The organism is Cohnella nanjingensis (assembly GCF_014212125.1).
GTDB lineage: Bacteria > Bacillota > Bacilli > Paenibacillales > Paenibacillaceae > Cohnella > Cohnella nanjingensis.
The window spans coordinates 262,568-280,985 of sequence record NZ_JACJVP010000001.1; the positions used below are offsets into that span (position 1 = coordinate 262,568).

At 48.0% G+C, this 18,418-nt stretch carries 13 protein-coding genes; 4 read left to right on the top strand and 9 right to left on the bottom strand.

Annotation, left to right across the window (positions count from 1 at the left end):
• Nucleotides 1–262 precede the first annotated feature (262 nt).
• Nucleotides 263–634: a winged helix-turn-helix transcriptional regulator gene (locus H7C19_RS01225; RefSeq protein WP_185140991.1), complete on the bottom strand. Its 372-nt coding sequence runs from the start codon at nt 632–634 to the stop codon at nt 263–265.
• Nucleotides 635–752: 118 nt separating this feature from the next.
• Here H7C19_RS01225 and H7C19_RS01230 point away from each other — a divergent pair, with 118 nt between their 5' ends.
• On the top strand, nt 753–1,352 hold the full coding sequence (locus tag H7C19_RS01230) for an NAD(P)H oxidoreductase (protein WP_185140722.1): 600 nt from the start codon (nt 753–755) through the stop codon (nt 1,350–1,352).
• Nucleotides 1,353–1,581: 229 nt separating this feature from the next.
• Nucleotides 1,582–2,103 carry an SRPBCC family protein gene (locus H7C19_RS01235; protein ID WP_246469235.1) on the top strand — a complete coding sequence of 174 codons (522 nt, stop codon included), beginning with the start codon at nt 1,582–1,584 and terminating at the stop codon, nt 2,101–2,103.
• A 308-nt stretch (nt 2,104–2,411) separates the two neighbouring features.
• Here H7C19_RS01235 and H7C19_RS01240 read toward each other — a convergent pair whose 3' ends face one another.
• The 7 genes from H7C19_RS01240 to H7C19_RS01270 all read right to left on the bottom strand — a co-directional run bounded on the left by H7C19_RS01240 (nt 2,412) and on the right by H7C19_RS01270 (nt 13,012).
• Nucleotides 2,412–2,978: a Chromate resistance protein ChrB gene (locus H7C19_RS01240; protein ID WP_185140723.1), complete on the bottom strand. Its 567-nt coding sequence runs from the start codon at nt 2,976–2,978 to the stop codon at nt 2,412–2,414.
• 128 nt (nt 2,979–3,106) lie between these two features.
• On the bottom strand, nt 3,107–5,749 hold the full coding sequence (locus H7C19_RS01245; protein ID WP_185140724.1) for a cation-translocating P-type ATPase: 2,643 nt from the start codon (nt 5,747–5,749) through the stop codon (nt 3,107–3,109).
• Between the two features lie 780 nt (nt 5,750–6,529).
• Nucleotides 6,530–7,360, bottom strand: a complete 831-nt coding sequence (locus H7C19_RS01250; RefSeq protein WP_185140725.1) for a hypothetical protein — start codon at nt 7,358–7,360, stop codon at nt 6,530–6,532.
• A gap of 16 nt (nt 7,361–7,376) precedes the next feature.
• On the bottom strand, nt 7,377–7,865 hold the full coding sequence (locus tag H7C19_RS01255) for an anti-sigma factor family protein (protein ID WP_185140726.1): 489 nt from the start codon (nt 7,863–7,865) through the stop codon (nt 7,377–7,379).
• Complete coding sequence (locus H7C19_RS01260; RefSeq protein WP_185140727.1) at nt 7,866–8,396, bottom strand: RNA polymerase sigma factor; 531 nt, start codon at nt 8,394–8,396, stop codon at nt 7,866–7,868. It abuts the gene before it with no gap.
• A 40-nt stretch (nt 8,397–8,436) separates the two neighbouring features.
• Nucleotides 8,437–9,747 carry a bifunctional DedA family/phosphatase PAP2 family protein gene (locus H7C19_RS01265; RefSeq protein WP_185140728.1) on the bottom strand — a complete coding sequence of 437 codons (1,311 nt, stop codon included), beginning with the start codon at nt 9,745–9,747 and terminating at the stop codon, nt 8,437–8,439.
• 142 nt (nt 9,748–9,889) lie between these two features.
• Nucleotides 9,890–13,012: an efflux RND transporter permease subunit gene (locus H7C19_RS01270; RefSeq protein WP_185140729.1), complete on the bottom strand. Its 3,123-nt coding sequence runs from the start codon at nt 13,010–13,012 to the stop codon at nt 9,890–9,892.
• 349 nt (nt 13,013–13,361) lie between these two features.
• On the opposite strand from H7C19_RS01270, the gene H7C19_RS01275 reads away from it, so the two are divergent.
• Complete coding sequence (locus H7C19_RS01275; RefSeq protein WP_185140730.1) at nt 13,362–13,904, top strand: DUF302 domain-containing protein; 543 nt, start codon at nt 13,362–13,364, stop codon at nt 13,902–13,904.
• A gap of 1,796 nt (nt 13,905–15,700) precedes the next feature.
• On the opposite strand, the gene H7C19_RS01280 is transcribed toward H7C19_RS01275, so the two are convergent.
• Nucleotides 15,701–16,237, bottom strand: coding sequence for a dihydrofolate reductase family protein (locus tag H7C19_RS01280; protein WP_185140731.1), 537 nt, complete (start codon nt 16,235–16,237; stop codon nt 15,701–15,703).
• A 303-nt stretch (nt 16,238–16,540) separates the two neighbouring features.
• Between H7C19_RS01280 and H7C19_RS01285 the strand changes: the two genes are divergently transcribed.
• Nucleotides 16,541–17,812 carry an IS110 family RNA-guided transposase gene (locus H7C19_RS01285; protein ID WP_185140732.1) on the top strand — a complete coding sequence of 424 codons (1,272 nt, stop codon included), beginning with the start codon at nt 16,541–16,543 and terminating at the stop codon, nt 17,810–17,812.
• Nucleotides 17,813–18,418 lie beyond the last annotated feature (606 nt).

Below are 18,418 nucleotides of genomic sequence, written 5' to 3' on the forward strand. Positions count from 1 at the left end.
GTTAGGATGACTGGCCTCCACCCACCGGATAGGCGTAACGAAGGAATGAAATGGCATCGACCCGTCGAGAAATGGGAGTGAAAGCCTCCGGAGGTTACGTGGAGCAGCGTGCAGCAGAGCAGTAAAAAAGGAGCGAAACGTCGCCCCTTCTGTTCTCGCATACGCTTTGGTTGCCGAATTTGACGGTACCAAGCCTCTTCTGTCCAGACAACAATTTATCCCATGGTGAGATCCTGCGAATAAGCGAGTATTCGTGAGAAAACTACATTTTACCGAGGGAGTTGAATGAATTTATTTGACCTTCAGAGCAGGAGGAAATCCGTCCAAATTGTTTCATATAATGCCCGCCCCATTCCCCAAGTTGGTCAAGTAACGATTTCAGCGACATTCCCAATTCACTTAGCTCGTAGACAACTTTAGGAGGTACTTGATTATATATCGTTTTTATGATGATACCATCTTCCTCCAACTCTCGAAGCTGCTGAGTTAACACCTTTTGAGTAATATCGGGAATGTTCCTCCTTAATTCACCGGTTCTCAATGGCCCGGATCCACAGTTTAGGTGACATAATATCAAAAGTTTCCATTTCCCTCCTATCACCTCTAACGTCGCTTCTGCAGGAATATTATAAATCCGTCGTTACCTGTAAGTGCCTATAGTACAAAAAGGTGCGTACTTCTTTTTTTTAGAATCTCATTACATAATCATATTGTACCTTAAAAAGTAAAAGTAGATAAGGAAGGTGCCAATTTTGAAAATTTTAACCGTTGTGTCACATCCAAGAAAAAATTCATTAACCTTTTCTGTCGCTGATAGGTTTGCACAAGGACTTTTTGAGGCTGGACATGAAACCGAAATACTGGATCTGTATCGTAACGGATTTGATCCCGTATTGAGGGAAGCAGATGAGCCTCACTGGTCATCGGGTCGGAAGATTTACTCACCCGAAGTTGAAGTCGAAATCAAACGAATGGAGAGACACGATGCTCTAGCCTACATCTTCCCAGTATGGTGGTACAACGTACCTGCTATGCTGAAAGGATATATCGATCGGGTGTGGAACAATGGTTTCGCGTATGGCGCCAATAAACTACATCACAGTCAGGTACTTTGGCTTGGTCTCGCAGCAGACTCGAAGGCTCATATGGCAAAGAGACAATATGAAGAGATGATGAACCAACAGCTGAACATTGCAATTGCCAGTTATTGTGGAATATCCAGTAGCAGGGTTGAAATATTGTATGACACATTAGATTCAACGCCAGTAGTTCAAGAAGGACTACTGACACAAGCTTACCAACTTGGATTAAATTATGAGGACGATTCAAATCCTCATTACAACAATTCATAATCCATATAAACTGCAGAGAGAACACAACTAGTTCCATAGTCGTGTTCTTTTGTGCTTAGTAAATTCACTTCGAACTTCGGACTCCCCGTTAAACCTTCTCTTCAAATACTCCTTCTGTGAAATACAATGAGCAATAACGTCCTGCACCGCACCGAAACACTTCCAGCGGCACTCCTCAATCAGGTCGAGGACTACTTCAACCAACTTTGGTTCAAGGAGCGTGATTATTTTGACAACGATTCGCAAGGAAATTCTGATTGAGGCCTCGCCCGAACAGGTATGGGATGTCGTCAGCGACATTGGCGCCGTCCAATATCGTCTGGTTCCCGGCTATACCGAGATCACGCTGGTGGACGGATACGAAAGAACCCTCCTCCTTCCAAATGGCGGCATGACGCGCGAGTACATCGTTTCCATCGATGATGAGGAACGCCGAAGGGCGTACGCTGTGGTGAAGGACATATGCCCTTTTTGCATCATCATGCATCATTTCAAGTCTTCCCTCATGGCGAAAACGGTGCCAAGCTCGTCTGGATTACCGATTTTCTTCCGACAAATGGGGCTAGTCCCGTCCCCTGCTCCCCTGCCGTCCGGAATATCCGAGCAATGTCGCCTTTTTTATTGGGTATTTCGTTTTTTTCTTAGTCTGGCGTTACTTCGCTTTTTCTTAAATGTATCTGGTTTTTTACCGGAGATCTCTTTCGCTTTCAGCCTACTTATGCTGCGGGGAAGAATGCAGCAACTGGTGTAGTGATCACTTTAGTTCAATGCAATTACGAAGATGAGCAGGCGGTAAATAGTGCAAGTTCTTGTCCTGAATCGAGAATCAATGTATGTTCTTGTCCTTTTACAAAAAACCCAGCCAGTGCCGTCGGATGACAAGAATGTGTTCCTATTGTCTTCTAACCCCGTTTTGAACAACAAATGTCTTCGTTTTCTTCGTGGCATAACAAAAAGGCTACCGTATTCTGATAAAATAAAAAACCCACGATTTACGTGGGGTTGAAACAGTTGATAGTTTTTCCCAATGAATTCTCTGAATGAACGATTTAAATTCTATCAGCTTTCTTCGTCCAACACCTTTCCTTCCTTCTGTCCTTCTGATCGATACACTTGATCGGTAAATTCAGCTAATTTGGCTTCGCATAGATCTAATTGACTTTTTGCCTGGTTTTCCAATGAACTTTGGAAAAAATCTCTTTTCAAGATTTTTCTAAACCATCTTTTCAGCTTCCCTAAGTCTGCCTCATTTTCCTCCACTTCATGAAAGGTAAAGTTTCTTTTCCGGGTTTCACTTTCCATTTCTTTCAGGAAAAGACCGCAGCCATCAAGAAATTCTTCGTATTCTTTGGTACGCTGTTGGTTGAATAATTGAACAAGTTGCTCTTCCGAATGTTGAGAAAGTTCGGTGGCTTCGAGTAGTAGGGTCTCTCCTCCGCTCGAATCAATGATTTTCTTAATTTGCTGAATCTTTCTACGGATTTCAGCTGTATCCGGAGCGACGCACACGGATTGCTGGATATACACACCGCCCAAGCCTTTTAGATTTCTCCAAATGCGGACTCGTACGGTCGATGGCTCTGAAGGGACCTTATAGGATAAAACGATCCACGCATGCTGACTCACAACATATCCCCCAATGCAACAAGCTTATAGAGCTATCATAACAAATGGTTTGGGAGATCGTAAACTTATCCATCCTGACCCCGATTTAATTGCGCTGCCCAAAGAAACGCCGACTCACTCGTTTAGTTTCACCAACGGATCCATTTGCCGATTTCAATCCATGCTGGAGCTATTAATGAACAAATCAACACGACAACCCAATCGGTATAACGCAGGGAAGTAAGATGAAGCAGTTCACTCAGGTAAGGCACATATACAGCCGCAACGAGAAAAACAATAGCGGATGAGATCCAGAGCAGCATGATTCGATTGGAAAATAGACCGAGTTTGAATAGAGGTTCTCTTTCCGATCGCATAATTAAGGCCAGAATCAAGTGCCCTATCATCCAGGCGGCAAAGGCTACCGATTGAGCCGATACCGTGTCCGCTCCTATCGATAATGCCCAGAGATAAGCTGCTAAAACAGCGAGTCCAAGCGAAAACCCTCCCGAGAAAATGCCTAATACCATAGCACGATCCATAAATCGACTGGCCTGACTTCTTGGACTCCGTCTCATCCCATCGGCTTCCTGCCGCTCAGCCGTAAAACTGGTCGCTGCCCCCAAATCCATAAACAACTCCATAATAATGATCTGAATCGGCGCAAAAGGAAGGGAAAGTCCGGCTGCAGCGGCAATTAAGGTGCTGGATATCAAAGCGACTTTGGCTGCTAAATAATAACGGACGGCCTTGTGTAAGTTGGCAAACAGTTTTCTGCCTTCTTTTATGGCCGCAGACACCGTTGCGAAATGATCGTCGGCGAGCACCATATCTGCCGACTCTTTGGCTACATCGGTTCCCGATTTTCCCATGGCTATCCCAACGGCGGCTTCCTTTAAAGCAGGGCCGTCATTCACACCATCACCGGTTACCGCCACCACCTCGCCCTGCTGCTGCAAAGCGCGAACAATGCGAAGCTTATGCTCGGGCGTAGTTCTTGCGCAGATGGAAACATTACGCAACCGCTCCCCAAGCTCTACGTCGGACATCGTTTCAATATCGCGGCCCAGCAATACATGGGATGATTCCAAACCGACTTTAGCAGCGATCGCAGCAGCCGTTACCGCGTGATCCCCTGTCACCATCATCACTCTCACGCCTGCTTGCTTCAACGTTTCCACTGCCGCGGCAACATCCGCACGCGGAGGATCATACAACGCAGCCAAGCCTAAAAAGACAAGATCGGACTCAGCCTGTTCACGTGTTTTCATAAGAGCATCGGGAGACGTTTCTTTGAATGCAAGTCCGATGACGCGGTATCCCTCTTCTGCGAGTATTTCCGCATTCTCCATGATTTTATAATGGAGTTCTGAAGATAATGGCACCATCTCGTTATTCCAGACCATCGTTTTGCAAATATCCAGCAGTTGCTCGTGCGCCCCTTTGGTCAGTGTAAGTTGCTTATGTTCATGGACAACGGATACCGTTATACGTCTTGTCACATCGTCAAATGGAAATTGGTTTTTGACCAGATACTGTTTTCTTATCGTTTCAACATCATACCCCAAGTCTTCCGCAGCAAGTAAAAATGCGGTATCTGTCGGATCCCCTTCAAAGACAGACTTTCCTTTTTGTTTTTCCGAAATAAAGCCGTCGTTCGCGAGGCAACCGACTTGGATGGCCCTATCCGTCCAGTCCGATCGCTTCCACTCCTCTTTTTCGTATGGCTGGCCATCAAGGACCCATCGATTGATATGCATCCGGTTCTCCGTAAGCGTTCCGGTCTTATCTGTCGCAACGACGGTTATATTGCCCAATAATTCGGCGGTACGCAATCGACGTACAATCGCCTTCTGCCTCGAAAGCCGGTAAGCCCCCAATCCGAGAACCATTGCAATCAAAATCGGAAGTTCTTCGGGGATAGTAGCAAAAGCAAGTGTTAGCCCGGTGAGGATCGTTTCCCTCCATCCTGCCCCCTGGATCCATCCGACAATCGCCACCAAAGCACTAAAACCGAGTGCAATCCAAACCATCCAGCGGGTCAACTCTTTCATGTGAAGCTGCAACGGGGTCCTGGGTTCGCGCGCTTCTTGGACCAAACCGACAATTTTCCCCAGTTCGGTTGTCATTCCAGTATGAATGACAACCCCAATCCCTTTCCCCGCCGTGACCAATGTACCGGAATAGGCAAGATTACGTCGGCCCCCCAAGTCTGACTCTTCGCTTAGTACGGCCTTCGCGTCTTTCAACACCGGAACGGATTCGCCCGTAAGGCTTGATTCATCCACCTGAAGGCTGATCGATTCCAGCAACCGCAAATCTGCCGGAATACGCTCACCAGGTCGTAAGACCACAATGTCCCCCGGCACCAATTCGGACGGAAGACATTCCTGAAAGCTTGCATCACGGATAACAGGTGTACGAATTGCGGTAAACTTGGATAAAGCTTTGATCGCCCCTTTTGCTCTGCTTTCATTTCCCATTTCAATGGCAAGTACAGCGATAATAATGACGATGATCGTGATGGCATCCCGGAGTTCTCCAAGAAAACCATATACCACAGCAACTAGAATCAGGAGTAAGATCATCGGTTCGGTGAGCTCTTCCTTGATTTCCTTCCACCATGGCTTCCCGGGAGGAGTGGCTAATTGGTTGGGGCCAGCGATCTCCCTTCTCCTCTTCACTTCATCATCGGATAAACCTATATCCACATTGGATTTTAACGTTTGAATGGTTTGTTCACGGGAAATCGTATGCCAGTGGACAGGATTAGCCCCGATTTTAACGTTCATGACGTGGACTCCTTTTCTTTGATACGTTTTGTTCATGAAGCGCTGATTAGATTAAGACTATCACCCCAACAAAAATAATGCAACATATGTTTCATTTTTAACTTGTGTGGGAAGTTGATTGCTATTATTTCCAAGATCAAGATTTTAAACATGATGTAACAAATCAAAAAAGAACATCGCAAGATTCCCGATGTCCTCATCCAACATATACATGACAGCCCCCAATAAGGACACTGTTCCATGCAGCTTCATTAGAAGCGAAATTCATGACATCACCCGTAACCTCAGCGCCGGATTCCTGATGACTGCAGTGATCCTACGGCCGATGGCTGCGGAGCCTGACCTTGACCCAATTGCCCAACCCGATTGATCACCTTAGAGAGAGGGGTTCGACTGATTCGTTGGCCTTTTCTTTAGTACTTCATCAGAAGACGACGGATCGAGTGTCAAAAATTTGTTCTGATTGTCTAAATGTGTTTTCTGGAATCACTTCTTTTGATGTTGGTGACATGAATATGCAGGGACTACTGCACCAGCACCAACAGGCTTTTCGCAAAATCGGTCGCTCATCAAAACTCCCTATTCACTTCTGTGGTATGCACCAACGCTCGACCAATTTTCACCCTACACTCATATAAACACGGTCGTCAAATACAGAGGAAGGATCGGTACGATCATCTGTCCAGATAAGTCCGTAAACAAACTCACCAATCCCATGATGACAATAGTCGGATTCAGCTTAAAGATCCCTTTGCCTCAAACACGATCTCCCCTAACCAGTTATTTGGCAAATCTTCTGCGTTTAGTAAATATAGAAACGACCCAGGACGTAGAAATTCCTAATGAGTACAGGACTAGAGCCAGTAATATAAGAAGACCTAAGAAGGGAATATTAACCGCAGAAGTTAGGATAAATGCACCCACACCCATTCTCACCCATTCTGGCTTACCAGCCGTTGCTTGGACTTGTTCTCCTAGGAACTGACTAACGAATGCTACTCCGAAGACGGTGGCAGCCAGGACTAACAATACGATCAGCAGAATAATGGGGATTCCAACGATCGTAAGAATGAGCAATACACTGATGGCAACGAGCAGTAGCCCCGTAAAAAAGCCCATGGAGAGCAATTTTCCCTGAGGGGCCGTTCTATACCGATCCACGAACCTAACCGTGTGTCGTTTCCCAATAACAACCATGAGAACAGGCAAGAGAAGCATGAGTAGACTTGCAGCAAGCTTTACGGCACCAATCCCAACAATGAGCCCTGCGCCAATAATCAAACTATTCGCCGTCGCATTATCGAACGAAATATTGATGACGTCGTTCGTGACTACGGCCCCTTTTTCTTGTTGCAGTTGACCGCCTATGATGACTACGGCCCCTTTTATTTCGGCAGTGGACTGGATGTGAACATCGCCGTTCACGACAACAACGGAATTGTTTACTTTTCCCGCGATGAAGGCGTCTCCTCCAATGACGACGATGTCGTCCACGGTTTGGTTCGAAGGAACCGTCGTATTTTGATGCTCAAACAAGCTCCTGGCCAGAGCGGAAGAGGGGAACAAGAGCAGACATATTATAATGGTTACGACAAGCTGATATTTTTTCAACAATGATGCTCCCCCCTTATTGAGCGGTGCTTCGGAAGATTCGTCGCAGAGATAGACCGGATAGCAGGAATACACCAACGGCAAGTATGAAAATAGTCCCCCACATAACAGGAATCGATGACGCAATATGGGAGAACACATAAGCACCTGTCACCATGAACTTGTATGCTACGGTTATAAATTTCCATAAAACGGAGCCGTAAAGGAAGATGATGGTAAGGAGTATGAGCAGACCAACCAATGGAACAGCCGTAAGCCCAATACCTACGTAGATTGGAGAAGAAGATTTCTTGAGGATTGCATCCATGACTGACTTTTCAAGATCATAAGGGGCCTCGAGGGAGAGATAGGTACTGTGTATTTGATTTTGTAACTCCGCAAAATCTTCAACCAGCGCCCTACACGACTCGCATTCAGCTAAATGAATATCCATTTTTCTGCGATCGTCAACGTCTAATTCATTATCGAGATATGCGGACAACCATTCGACGGGGTGATTTTCCATTTACGCCTCACCTCTTTTCATTTCAATTCTGAACGCAAGCCGAGCAGCATTCAAACGTGATTTAACTGTTCCTAATGGGATCCCAAGCTGAGTAGCAATCTCTTCATAACGGTATCCCTGTACGTCGTGCAGAATCATTATCTCTCGGTGTTCGGGAGTCAGTTGTCTCATGGCTTCCTCAATCGTGATTTTTAAATCATTCGACATATGGCGCTCTTGCGCTTCGCCCTCTCCGGCCGTTTCTTGCGCGACCTCATTTTCTCTTTGCCTTTTTTTCAAACGGTCTAGACATACATTGGAGACAATTCGGGTCAGCCATGAGACAAAAGAAAATTCGTTTTCCAGGCGGGACAAGGAGTAGTAACATTTGATGAATACTTCTTGGGAAGCATCTTCGGCTTCCATCCGATCCCCTAACATGCCGTAAGCGTAACGATATACCTGATTCTTGAATCGATGAACGAGCGTTGCAAAGGCATCTTTGCTGCCTTGCTTTGCTTCGCTTATGATCCGATTTAGTTCTTCGTCCAAACGAGATCAACCCCTAAAGTATCGATGAAATCCATGGGGGTCAAAAGGCAAATTTGGTTCTCGGCCCTGCACGATTGCTTTTCATTACCCGGAAGATTTCTAACAAAACAACGTTCAAACTGATCCACAGTCCCCCGAACACATAGCCGGCAATAACATCGCTTGGATATTCAATGCCCAAGTAAATCACGCTGATTCCTGCTAAGAGGCTTAATATGGAAACTGCTAATACAGCTATTATACGATTTTTGTACTTCCCATGATGGCGAACGAGCAAATAAGCCGTGAAGCCGTAGACCGTCAGCGTGATTAATGCTTGCTCGCTGGGAAAAGTGAATGGATGGCCTACTGGACCGCTTCGATGGAACAGCCGCCTCAAGCCTTCGTCGAGTCCTTCCCCTCCAAACAGAACCATCGCATAGAAAGCAATTTCGAGTAGGCGATCCTTGCCCGTGTACCCAATCCATACAGCTGTCAGGATAATTAATGGCCACATCATCGTATAGGACCCTAGATATGTCCAGAGATTCATGGCATCGGCCCAACTGGAATCGAATACTTGCCCGACGATATAGGCCGAAATCTCATCGAACTGGCTGAATTCATGTGCTAAGAAGTCTTGGATCAACCCGATCGCTATCGAGAAAAACACCACGAATAACGTAGCTGCCGCCAAGATGATAAATTTTACTTTGCCGACGGAACGATATTGTTGCAAACTCTTATCCAACAGGGTTAAGATGCGATTTTGAATACGAAGCCGGTTCTTCTTGTAGAAGGAAATAAGCAGATATGCAGCTGCAGAAATCACACCGATGATGATCATATATAAGTTGATGGTATGATGGTATTGATTCCATTTAGGCCCGAGCAATTTGCCTAGCGTAATGAAAATGGAGACCCAGAGGAATGCTCCCGAGAAGGCATACACGGCGTATTTGCGAAAAGAAATTCGGGTCGTGCCTGAGAAGTAGCCGGTAATATGGCGAACGCCCGGAATAAAATAAGCGATGATCAACATTTTATTCCCATAACGGCCAAACCACTTTGAGACGCCATTTAATTTATCGGGTCCGAAGTGAAACCGAGCTCCGTATTTCTCGAAGAATGGATTACCCAGGCGATACCCGATCCAATATGAGAGCGTCATTCCGAGTGAAGTTCCGATCCAGCCGACAAGGATACTCATTAACCAATTTAAATTCCCTTGATATACGATTAGCCCCGCGTAGGTCATGATAAATTCTCCAGGGAGCGGTAGGGCAAGCATTTCGACAAAAAGAGATGAGAAGAGAACGCCATATCCGTACTGTTCCAATAGGTGGGTAAGAAAGTGGCTGATATATCCCATATCTCCCCCTCCTCTGCTGTTGATGATAAAATAACTCCTGCTTCTCGTTCATCTCCACGATAAAATGACTATCTTGATGAAAACTCCACCTGACGAGTAGGTTCTCCGCCAAGATCGCGATCCGCCATGTTCATTCGATCGATTAAATCGATGCACCGTGTTCGGGGGCGCTAGATATCCGGCCGATCTTTCGATTCATGGCCTCGTAAAGAATAGGAATGACGACAAAACTGTTGAGCGTTGAGGTGATCATGCCGCCGATGACGACAACTCCGAGTACCCGGGAGATGACCGTTCCGTCATCCCCAGACAGCGCTAGTGGGATTAGGGTCAGTACGGTTGTTGCGGCCGTCATGAAGATCGGACGTACCCGGGATAGGCTGCCCTGCATAACCGCTTCGCTCAGGCCAAGGCCTTCGCGGCGGTTCCGCTCGATTTTATCAATTAGCACAATACCGTTCGTGACGACAATGCCGGTCAGCATGAGTACCCCGATCAGCGCGGCGAGATTCCATTGGCCCTGCACCGCATACAAGGCGAGCACAACACCGGAGAGCGCCAACGGAATGCTAATGAGGACGGCGATTGGTGCGCGCCAGCCCCTGAACACGAAACTCGTAATGAGCAGCACGAGCAGAATCGAAACCGCAACCGCGATCGTCATCTCTATAATCATTTGGGTGACCTGCCGAGTGATGCCGCCAAGCGAATAAGTGACGCCATTCGGAAGGTCCGTGTTCTGAAGCGTGTGATTCACGGTTTTGGATACGCCGCTGACATCGCTCGAGACGATGCGCACCGATACAACCGTATATGGCTCGCCATTGCGTTCCTGAATGGTGGACACGGCTTCGCTACGCTGGATCGTCCCCAACTGATCAAGCCGGTGGATCGTTCCGCCCGTCCCTTTCACTGTTTCGGCTGCCAGCGAGGCCATCACTTGATCTGGCGTGTAGACCGGAAGCGTGCCGTTCCCGATCGTTTGTCCGGACTTCACCGGATCGAGATACACGTCGACCGGGATCTGACCCGTACCGGTCGAGACCGAAATATCAAAGTCTTTTCCCTTTGCCATATAGCGAGCAAGCAGCTTGTTAATATCATCCGTCTTTACGCCGGCTTTTATTACTTTTTCCCGGTCCAAAGCGATCGAAAACTTCGGAATGCCGTTAGTAAGGTCCGTTTTACCGGCGACGTTAAGGCCAGCAATGCCAGACAGCTTGGAGCGTACCGTGGAAGCAGCCTTTTCTAACGTAGGCGCATCCGTACCGCTCAGCATGATATTAATGGTGGAATCATCGCCGGCAATATTCTGGTTCGTAACCGTTACGGCAGCTGGACCTTTCATTTTTATCAAATTAGCCTGCAGGGATGGGATATAGTCATTAACCTGTTTTTTATTCTTCAGGGACACCGACAGGTTTGTAATATTCGGCTGCTGAATATAGCCGCCTCCCTGGTCGAAGACATCGTCGGCTTGCGGCGTGAACGAAGAACCGAACGTAGCCGAGAACGAAGCGACCTGCGGATCATGCTTTAGCACATTCTCCACATCTTGGACGGCCTTATCCACCACGGACAGAGGAGTTCCTTTCGGCAGTTCCATTTGCACGGCAACCTGCCCGCTCGCCGTGCTTGGCAGCAGGCTAAACGGAAGCTGGAAAGCGAATATCGCCGCGGCGACGAATATGATCAGCGACATGCCTAGGACGGTTTTCCGATGTTTCAGCGCCGCAGTCAAGAATGGCTTCATTGCCGGCTCTAGTGTTACTGCCTTACCGCTGGGCTTGTGCCAGCCCAAATAAGCGAAAGCCGGGATGACGAACATTGCAACGAGGAACGAGACGGCCAGCGCAATGACAACCGACCACGCGAAGCCAGAATACGAAGCGCCGATAATTCCGCCGACCAACGCAATCGGTGCGTAAACGGCAACTGTTGTCGCCGTGGATCCGAAAATAGCCGGCAGCATTTCGACGACAGACGACGACAGGACGTGAAGCGCAGACTGCTCTCGCTTCTTCTGCATTCGGCGATGCATATTATCGAGGATGACAATGGCGTCGTCGACAATCCGGCCCATGGCGACGATTAGACCGGAGACGGTCAGAATGTTAAGCGTGACGCCCATCGCCTTCAGGATCGCGGTTGTCGCAAGAAGTGAGATCGGCAACGATACTGCGATCAGCAGCGTTGAACGTACATTCCTGAAGAAGATGAGCACGCACAACATGGAGAATACGCAGCCCAGAAGCCCTTCCCGGATCAAACCCATCAAGGATGAGTTTAGGTCATGTGCACGGTCCGCCGTGAGCGTCATGGCGACATCGCCGCTCTTCACGGCAGGCAGTTCGGCAACACGCGCTTTGACGTCCGCCGCGACGTCCGTAATGTTGGCGCCGGGCGTCTTGATGACATTAACCAGAACGCTGGCTCTGCCATCCGTACGTGACACAGTCTTGATGTCTGTCAGCGAGCGGGACACCGAAGCGACCGCCGACAGCGGTACGCTGACCCCGTCTTTATTTTTGATGGTAAGGGTATTCATTTCCTGTTCCGTTAAGTCCCAGCCTTCTACCCGTACCGGGAAGGATGATTTGACATTCGCCATATAGCCCTGCAGAGTCGGTACCTGACTCGCAATCGACTTGTTGAAATCGTCAAGTGTCATACCTGCAGCCGTTAGGTCCTTGGTGCGGACCAAGACGACATAGCCGTTGTTTGCGCCACCGACGGTCTGCACATCCGCGACGCCTGGGGTAGACTTTAACTGATTCACAATGTCGGTCTGAATTGTCGACTGCAGCGTAAATTCATCCACCTTCGCGCTGTTTGCAGTCAGGCTGTAACTAAGAATGGGGAAGCTGTTGGTCGTCAATCGGGTGACGGCCGGCTGGTTAACACCGTCCGGCAGAACAGCATCATTCAGCGCCACCCGGATGTCCCTTTCGGCCATGGTCATACTGTAATTCATCGGATAATACAGATTCATCAGCAGACCGCCGTCATAAGATGTCGTCTCGAGATTGACGATGCCATCCGTTTTCCGAATAACCTCCTCTAGCGGCTTCGTAATATCGCGTTTAACCTGATCCGCTTGGTAGGACGATGCCCGCAGCGATACCATCAGCGTCGTATTGTTGATGCCTGGCAAATAATCGCGCTGCATCTGAAAGGCTGCGACTGCACCCCAGGCAAGCAGTAGCAAAACGACGATCGTCAGAATTGCCGCTCGTTGCATAACTGATTCAATGATTCGTTTCATAAAAGGTTCTCTCCTCTCCTTATATTGAAAAAGACTTCGGAATGTGGACGATTGTTCATTGCGGGAAAAACTTTTTTCGGGCAGTTCAGCTGTCGTGATATGGTTTACGCGCAATCCAGTAGCATCCTGAGCTGCTGAATTACTTGTTTAATTGTTTGAAACAAAATTCAGCATTAACATCATATTTTCTTGCGCGTACTTATTTTGTTAATAAAACCTCGTAACCATGACTTAAGGTAACTTCATCCTTCTCCAACACCGGGCGGTTGCCTCTATCACCATTCTTACAAATAATGCAAAGGAATAGAATCTTGGTAAGAAATGATCAACAGGGGAGGATTCCGATACAATGGAAAACGGCCTTGTTTTTCCTTACAAAACGGTTTCGTGGCTGACGACCGTCCGCGAAGATATACCTTCGGGGTTGAGCTATGAGGCGCTTGTGACTGCGTTCGAGCGGGAAATGGGGCATTGGGATAGGAACGCCGAAACCGCGCTCGTTAAAGAGCATGCTTCCTGGGAAAAGGTAAAGCAAGCATTCGCTCAAATGGCTGGCCCCCACGGGTTAATGATCTTCTTCAAAATCGACCAAGGCCGGCTGGTCTCTCTTCATAACGGTATAAAAAAATGCGTTTTATATATCGTCGGCAATGGAGTCGTCGCCGAACCGATCCTCACGATCGATATTAGAGCCAGTTTGTTTGTGCCGTTCCGGGTTTGTCTTTATGATAACGGTAATCCCACTGGGGCTATAATTAGTTACGAGCGACCATCGTCTTTTTTAGCGACATTGAATCAGCCGGCGTTGTACCCGTACGGTTCTTTGCTCGACCATCGATTGAATTGTGTCGTGCAGTGTATTTTAAGGAACAGTCAGAGTCAAACACCATAAAAAAGAAATTTCTTCTGAAGTCGAAATTATGTAATCAAACTAAATTAGCGTGAGCCGGTGCTGAACATCTGCATTCTGGTATTCATTAAAATTGGGATTTTCTTCGCTTGAATCACGCTATCCTCCCGTTAGCTCAATGAAAACGGCAGCCGGTCTTCTAGCCGGCTGCCGTTTTGTCTTTATTAGCTATCGTATCCCGTTATCTCATTATAATTGCCAGCTATAAGCACCGATCCATCGGTGATAGGATCCCGTCCTGCAGCGGGGAGTCACCCCTCTCACCCGTTGCATTGTCGACAGATGAATTTTCCTGGCCATCCACGACACTTCGTGAACGAGCCATTGCCCATCCGACGAGCGCTGCAGACACGGCTGTGAGCGCGAGAACCAATCCTTGCGGATCCGCATCTTATGTACGCCGTCGGACTGCACCTGGATGCTCGGGATTGCGTACATTATCGAATGTGACAGCCTTGGCAAATTTCGATTACACGCGGCAATAGGTACAGATTCTTGTCATCCGACAAATCTATTGGAACAGAGACGAACGGGCACCAAATAATCTTTTCTTTCATCACCTTACATTTCATTTATGGAATATCAGGAAAAGCGATAGGTCTGTTTCCTTTCCAAAGGGCCTGCCGATTATTGTTTCCGGGTAGCTGTCTCCGGTGAAACACCGATCATGGGGTGATTGCCAGGTAGGGACTATTTTACGCTTACGGCTTATCTAATTTTCATTGTATAAATGCGGATTAATGATGGACCTGTGTGAATGCACTGGCGGTATACTTATCCTTTCATATTATAGGAGTGGTAATAATCACAAAAGACAGTTGGTGATTACGGTATACAAGCAGCTGCATTCGTACTTGTCCTCTTCATCTTATTGGTCATAATCTTGCGAGCTGGAACTAGATATTAAGTTCCCTTCTTCACTTATCTCGAATTAGATCAAATAAGAAGGAGGTGAACATATGGCAGTTCCAAAAAAACAACTGAAAACAAAATCTGTTCGTACACACTCGAAAAAACAGCTTAAAAACACAAAACCAGTTCGCACAAGTGCTTTTTCCCCATTCTTCTCACCATTCGAATCACCCAGATTCGAACGATTCGAAGAGCGATTCGAGCCATTCGAACGATTCGAACCGCGATTTGAGTCTCGGAGATTCGAGCGATTTGAGGAATTTTTTGAACCACCATTCTTTGGAAGAGGGTTCTTCTAAACTTATTCTTTCTTAAACCTCAACATGTTTTGCTGCGGACCAAGGTGTGGGTTATTTGACCCTTATGATCATTTCTATGTCCTAGCGGAAAAAGCACAAGTCTGTGTGAATGCACTAACCGTATATTTATCTCCCCCATAAACTAACCGAGTGATGAAACATCACAATAAAAATTGGTGGTGAAATCCATATAATCCGAAAGCATCGGTCGAAGGCAGCTCCGGGCAAAAATGTCCGGAGCTGTTTCGTTTTATTTATCGGTCTTGCTGCTTCTCATAAATGCTTGCCGTCGTAGTCTAGGATCCCCTTTTGGGATTATATAGGTAAATCGGCAATAGGAACACATTCTTGTCCTCAATCGGCAATAGGTACAGATTCTTGTCATTCGTTTGTGACAAGAATGTGTTCCTATAAATTAAAAAAACCACGATTTACGCGGGTTTGAATAGGTACAGATTCTTGTCCTCCGACATAACTGAACAAATCTCAAAGAATAAGGGATCCTCTGACTGCCGCTGCAGCCGGAGAATCCCTCGTGCCCTTTAGGCCGCTGGGTCAACCGCACAACTAAGCTGGAACGTAGGTTAACCTGATCACCTGCTCGCCAATTCGATCGCTTGCCACGAGGCGTAGCGGCGGCCGCGGACCGGCGAAGAACGGCTTGCCGTGACCCAGCACGACTGGATGGAGATAGAGTCGATACTCATCAACGAGACCGAGCTCCGTTAGACTGTGCGCCAACTCCGGCCCGGCAACTTCAATCTCCCCTTCATGCTGAGCCTTCAGCCCACGTACGGCCGCTGCGAGTTCGCCCTCGATCAGAGAAGCGTTCGGACCGACGGACTTTAACGTCCTCGACACCACCCACTTCGGTTTGCTTTGCCACGCCGCTGCGTATTCCCGTTCCGGTGCATCCCATTCAAAATGGTCTCCGTCCCAATACCGCATGGTCTCGTACATACGGCGCCCGTACAGGCTGCCCGCCATGCCGCGCACGTCGTCGATGAAATGACGGAATAGCACGGGGTCGGGCTGAAATGCCGTGTGGTCGTGGTCGACGAACCCGTCCAGAGACTGGTTCAATGCGAAAACGATCTTTGCCATGCGACTCACTCTCCTCCCTGGTTTTCTCGCACATTCATCATCAGGATTACACGTCCCATATGCTTCCGTCTACATTTTATCATCCAACAGCATGCCCGGTTTCTCATGGATTGCTAATGTGCACAGTCCTGGCCCGACCGAATACAACTTTTGTTTAACGAAGGATGGTAAATTAAACAATTCTGCCCGTTAGGATTCCTGTAGAGCGTTAATTTTGATCTTTGCACAAAAACGAGCGACTCCGGTACGATGGGGTAGTCACGGGTCATAGCCCTTTAGCCATCTTAAGGAGGTCGCTCTATCTTGAAGTTTAAAGCTCAAGCCAAACAAAATCAACTGCTCGAACACATTTCAACCCAGCATCTGGTCGTCGGCATCGACATCGCCCAGCAGTCCCACGTTGCTCGCGCCGTCAACTTCCGTGGGATCCTGCTCGGCACTTCCCTTCACTTCTCCAACGACGACGCCGGCTTCAGCCTACTGCTGCAGTGGATGAAAGATCTGCAGGAAACGCACCAATTAAACGATGCCATCATCGGCATGGAGCCAACCGGCCACTACTGGCTCAGCCTCGCTGCCTGGCTCAAAGACCGCAGTCTCGAGGTCGTGTTGGTAAATCCTCATCTCGTCAAAAAGAACAAGGAAAACCGCGACAATACACCCTCCAAAAGCGACGTCAAGGATGCCTTGGTTATCGCCGACATGGTGAAAAACGGCTACTATACCTTCATCAAAGAAACCAGTGAAGTGTTCATGGAGCTGCGTGTGCTCATGGCGAACCGGGAGACCATCGTCCATCGTCTCGTCAGCGTCAAGAACCAGATCCACCGCTGGGTCGACATTGTGTTTCCAGAGCTGGGACAGGTATACAAACACCTCTTGGGCTCTGGGTCGCTGGCTACACTGCGTCTCTTTCCTACGCCTGCTGAGCTTCAAAAACTCACCGTTCGCCAGGTAGTCGATGGCTGGAAAACAGTCATGAAGCGACACAGCGGTGAACGAAGAGCTGGTGAGCTGCTGATGCTGGCAGCTCGCTCGGTCGGCGCTAAGCATGCTGAGAAAGCCTACAAGCTTCATCTGCAACAGCTGCTGGCTGAGTATGATCTGGCTTTAGAGCAGTTGCAAGTAATCGAGGATGAAGTGGCGGTTGCACTGGCCCGGATTCCGCTGGCTAAGCCGCTGCTGGCGATGAAGGGCATGAGTACCTTGTCTGTCGCTGGCATTCTGGGTGAAGCTGGCGACCTTAGCGGCTATGCACATGGCAATGCATTGTTGCGGCATGCCGGCCTCAACCTAGCTGAAGCGAGCTCAGGCAAGTGGAAAGGCCAAATGTCCATCAGCAAACGTGGCCGACCGAGGCTTCGTCATGCCCTATTCATGGCAACCATGGCCCTCATCATGAACGATGAATCGTTTAAACGACAGCACGAAGTGAATGTAAAGACGAGAAGTATGAAGCCGATGCGCTCAGTGATGAAGCTTTGCGGCAAGCTGGCTCGCCTTCTGGTTGCCATGGCACAAAGCGGCGAAGCTTACGAACCGGATCGAGCTCTTCCTATGAAACAAGCTGCTTAGCCGAATCTCGATTAGCACGAAAACTGGCTTATTCGCAGGATTTCAAGATTGCACGGAGTACCGGATTGCGTTGAACAAAAGGGCACAGACCCGTACCGTTAGGATGACCGGCCTCCAACCACCGGATAGGCGTAACGAAGGAATGAAAGGGCATCGACCCGTCGAGAAATGGGAGTGAAAGCCTCCGGAGGTCACATGGAGCAGCGTGCAACAGAGTAGTAAAAAGAGGAGCGAAACCTCGCCCCTCCTGTTCCCGCATGCGGTTCGGTTGCCGAATCTGACGATACAAAGCCTTTTCTGTCCAGATAAGGATTTATCCCATGGTGAGATCCTGCGAATAAGCGAGCATTCGTGAGAAAACTACATTTTACCGAGGGAGTTCAACGAGCTGTCGAAGAAGCACGGCTACCTCACTTTTTCTCCCCTTGTACCGTATTTTCAGTTATTGGAACTTTTCAAACTCTTGTTTTAACCAGATCTGATTTTGGTGAGAAATGTACTGTTCCATTCTGACAATCAGTTCAACCAGATCAGGCTTAAGTGCGACTGTTCGGTAGGAAACTGTTTTACCTTCATTTATAAGAGCTGTAATTGCTTTAACTCCAA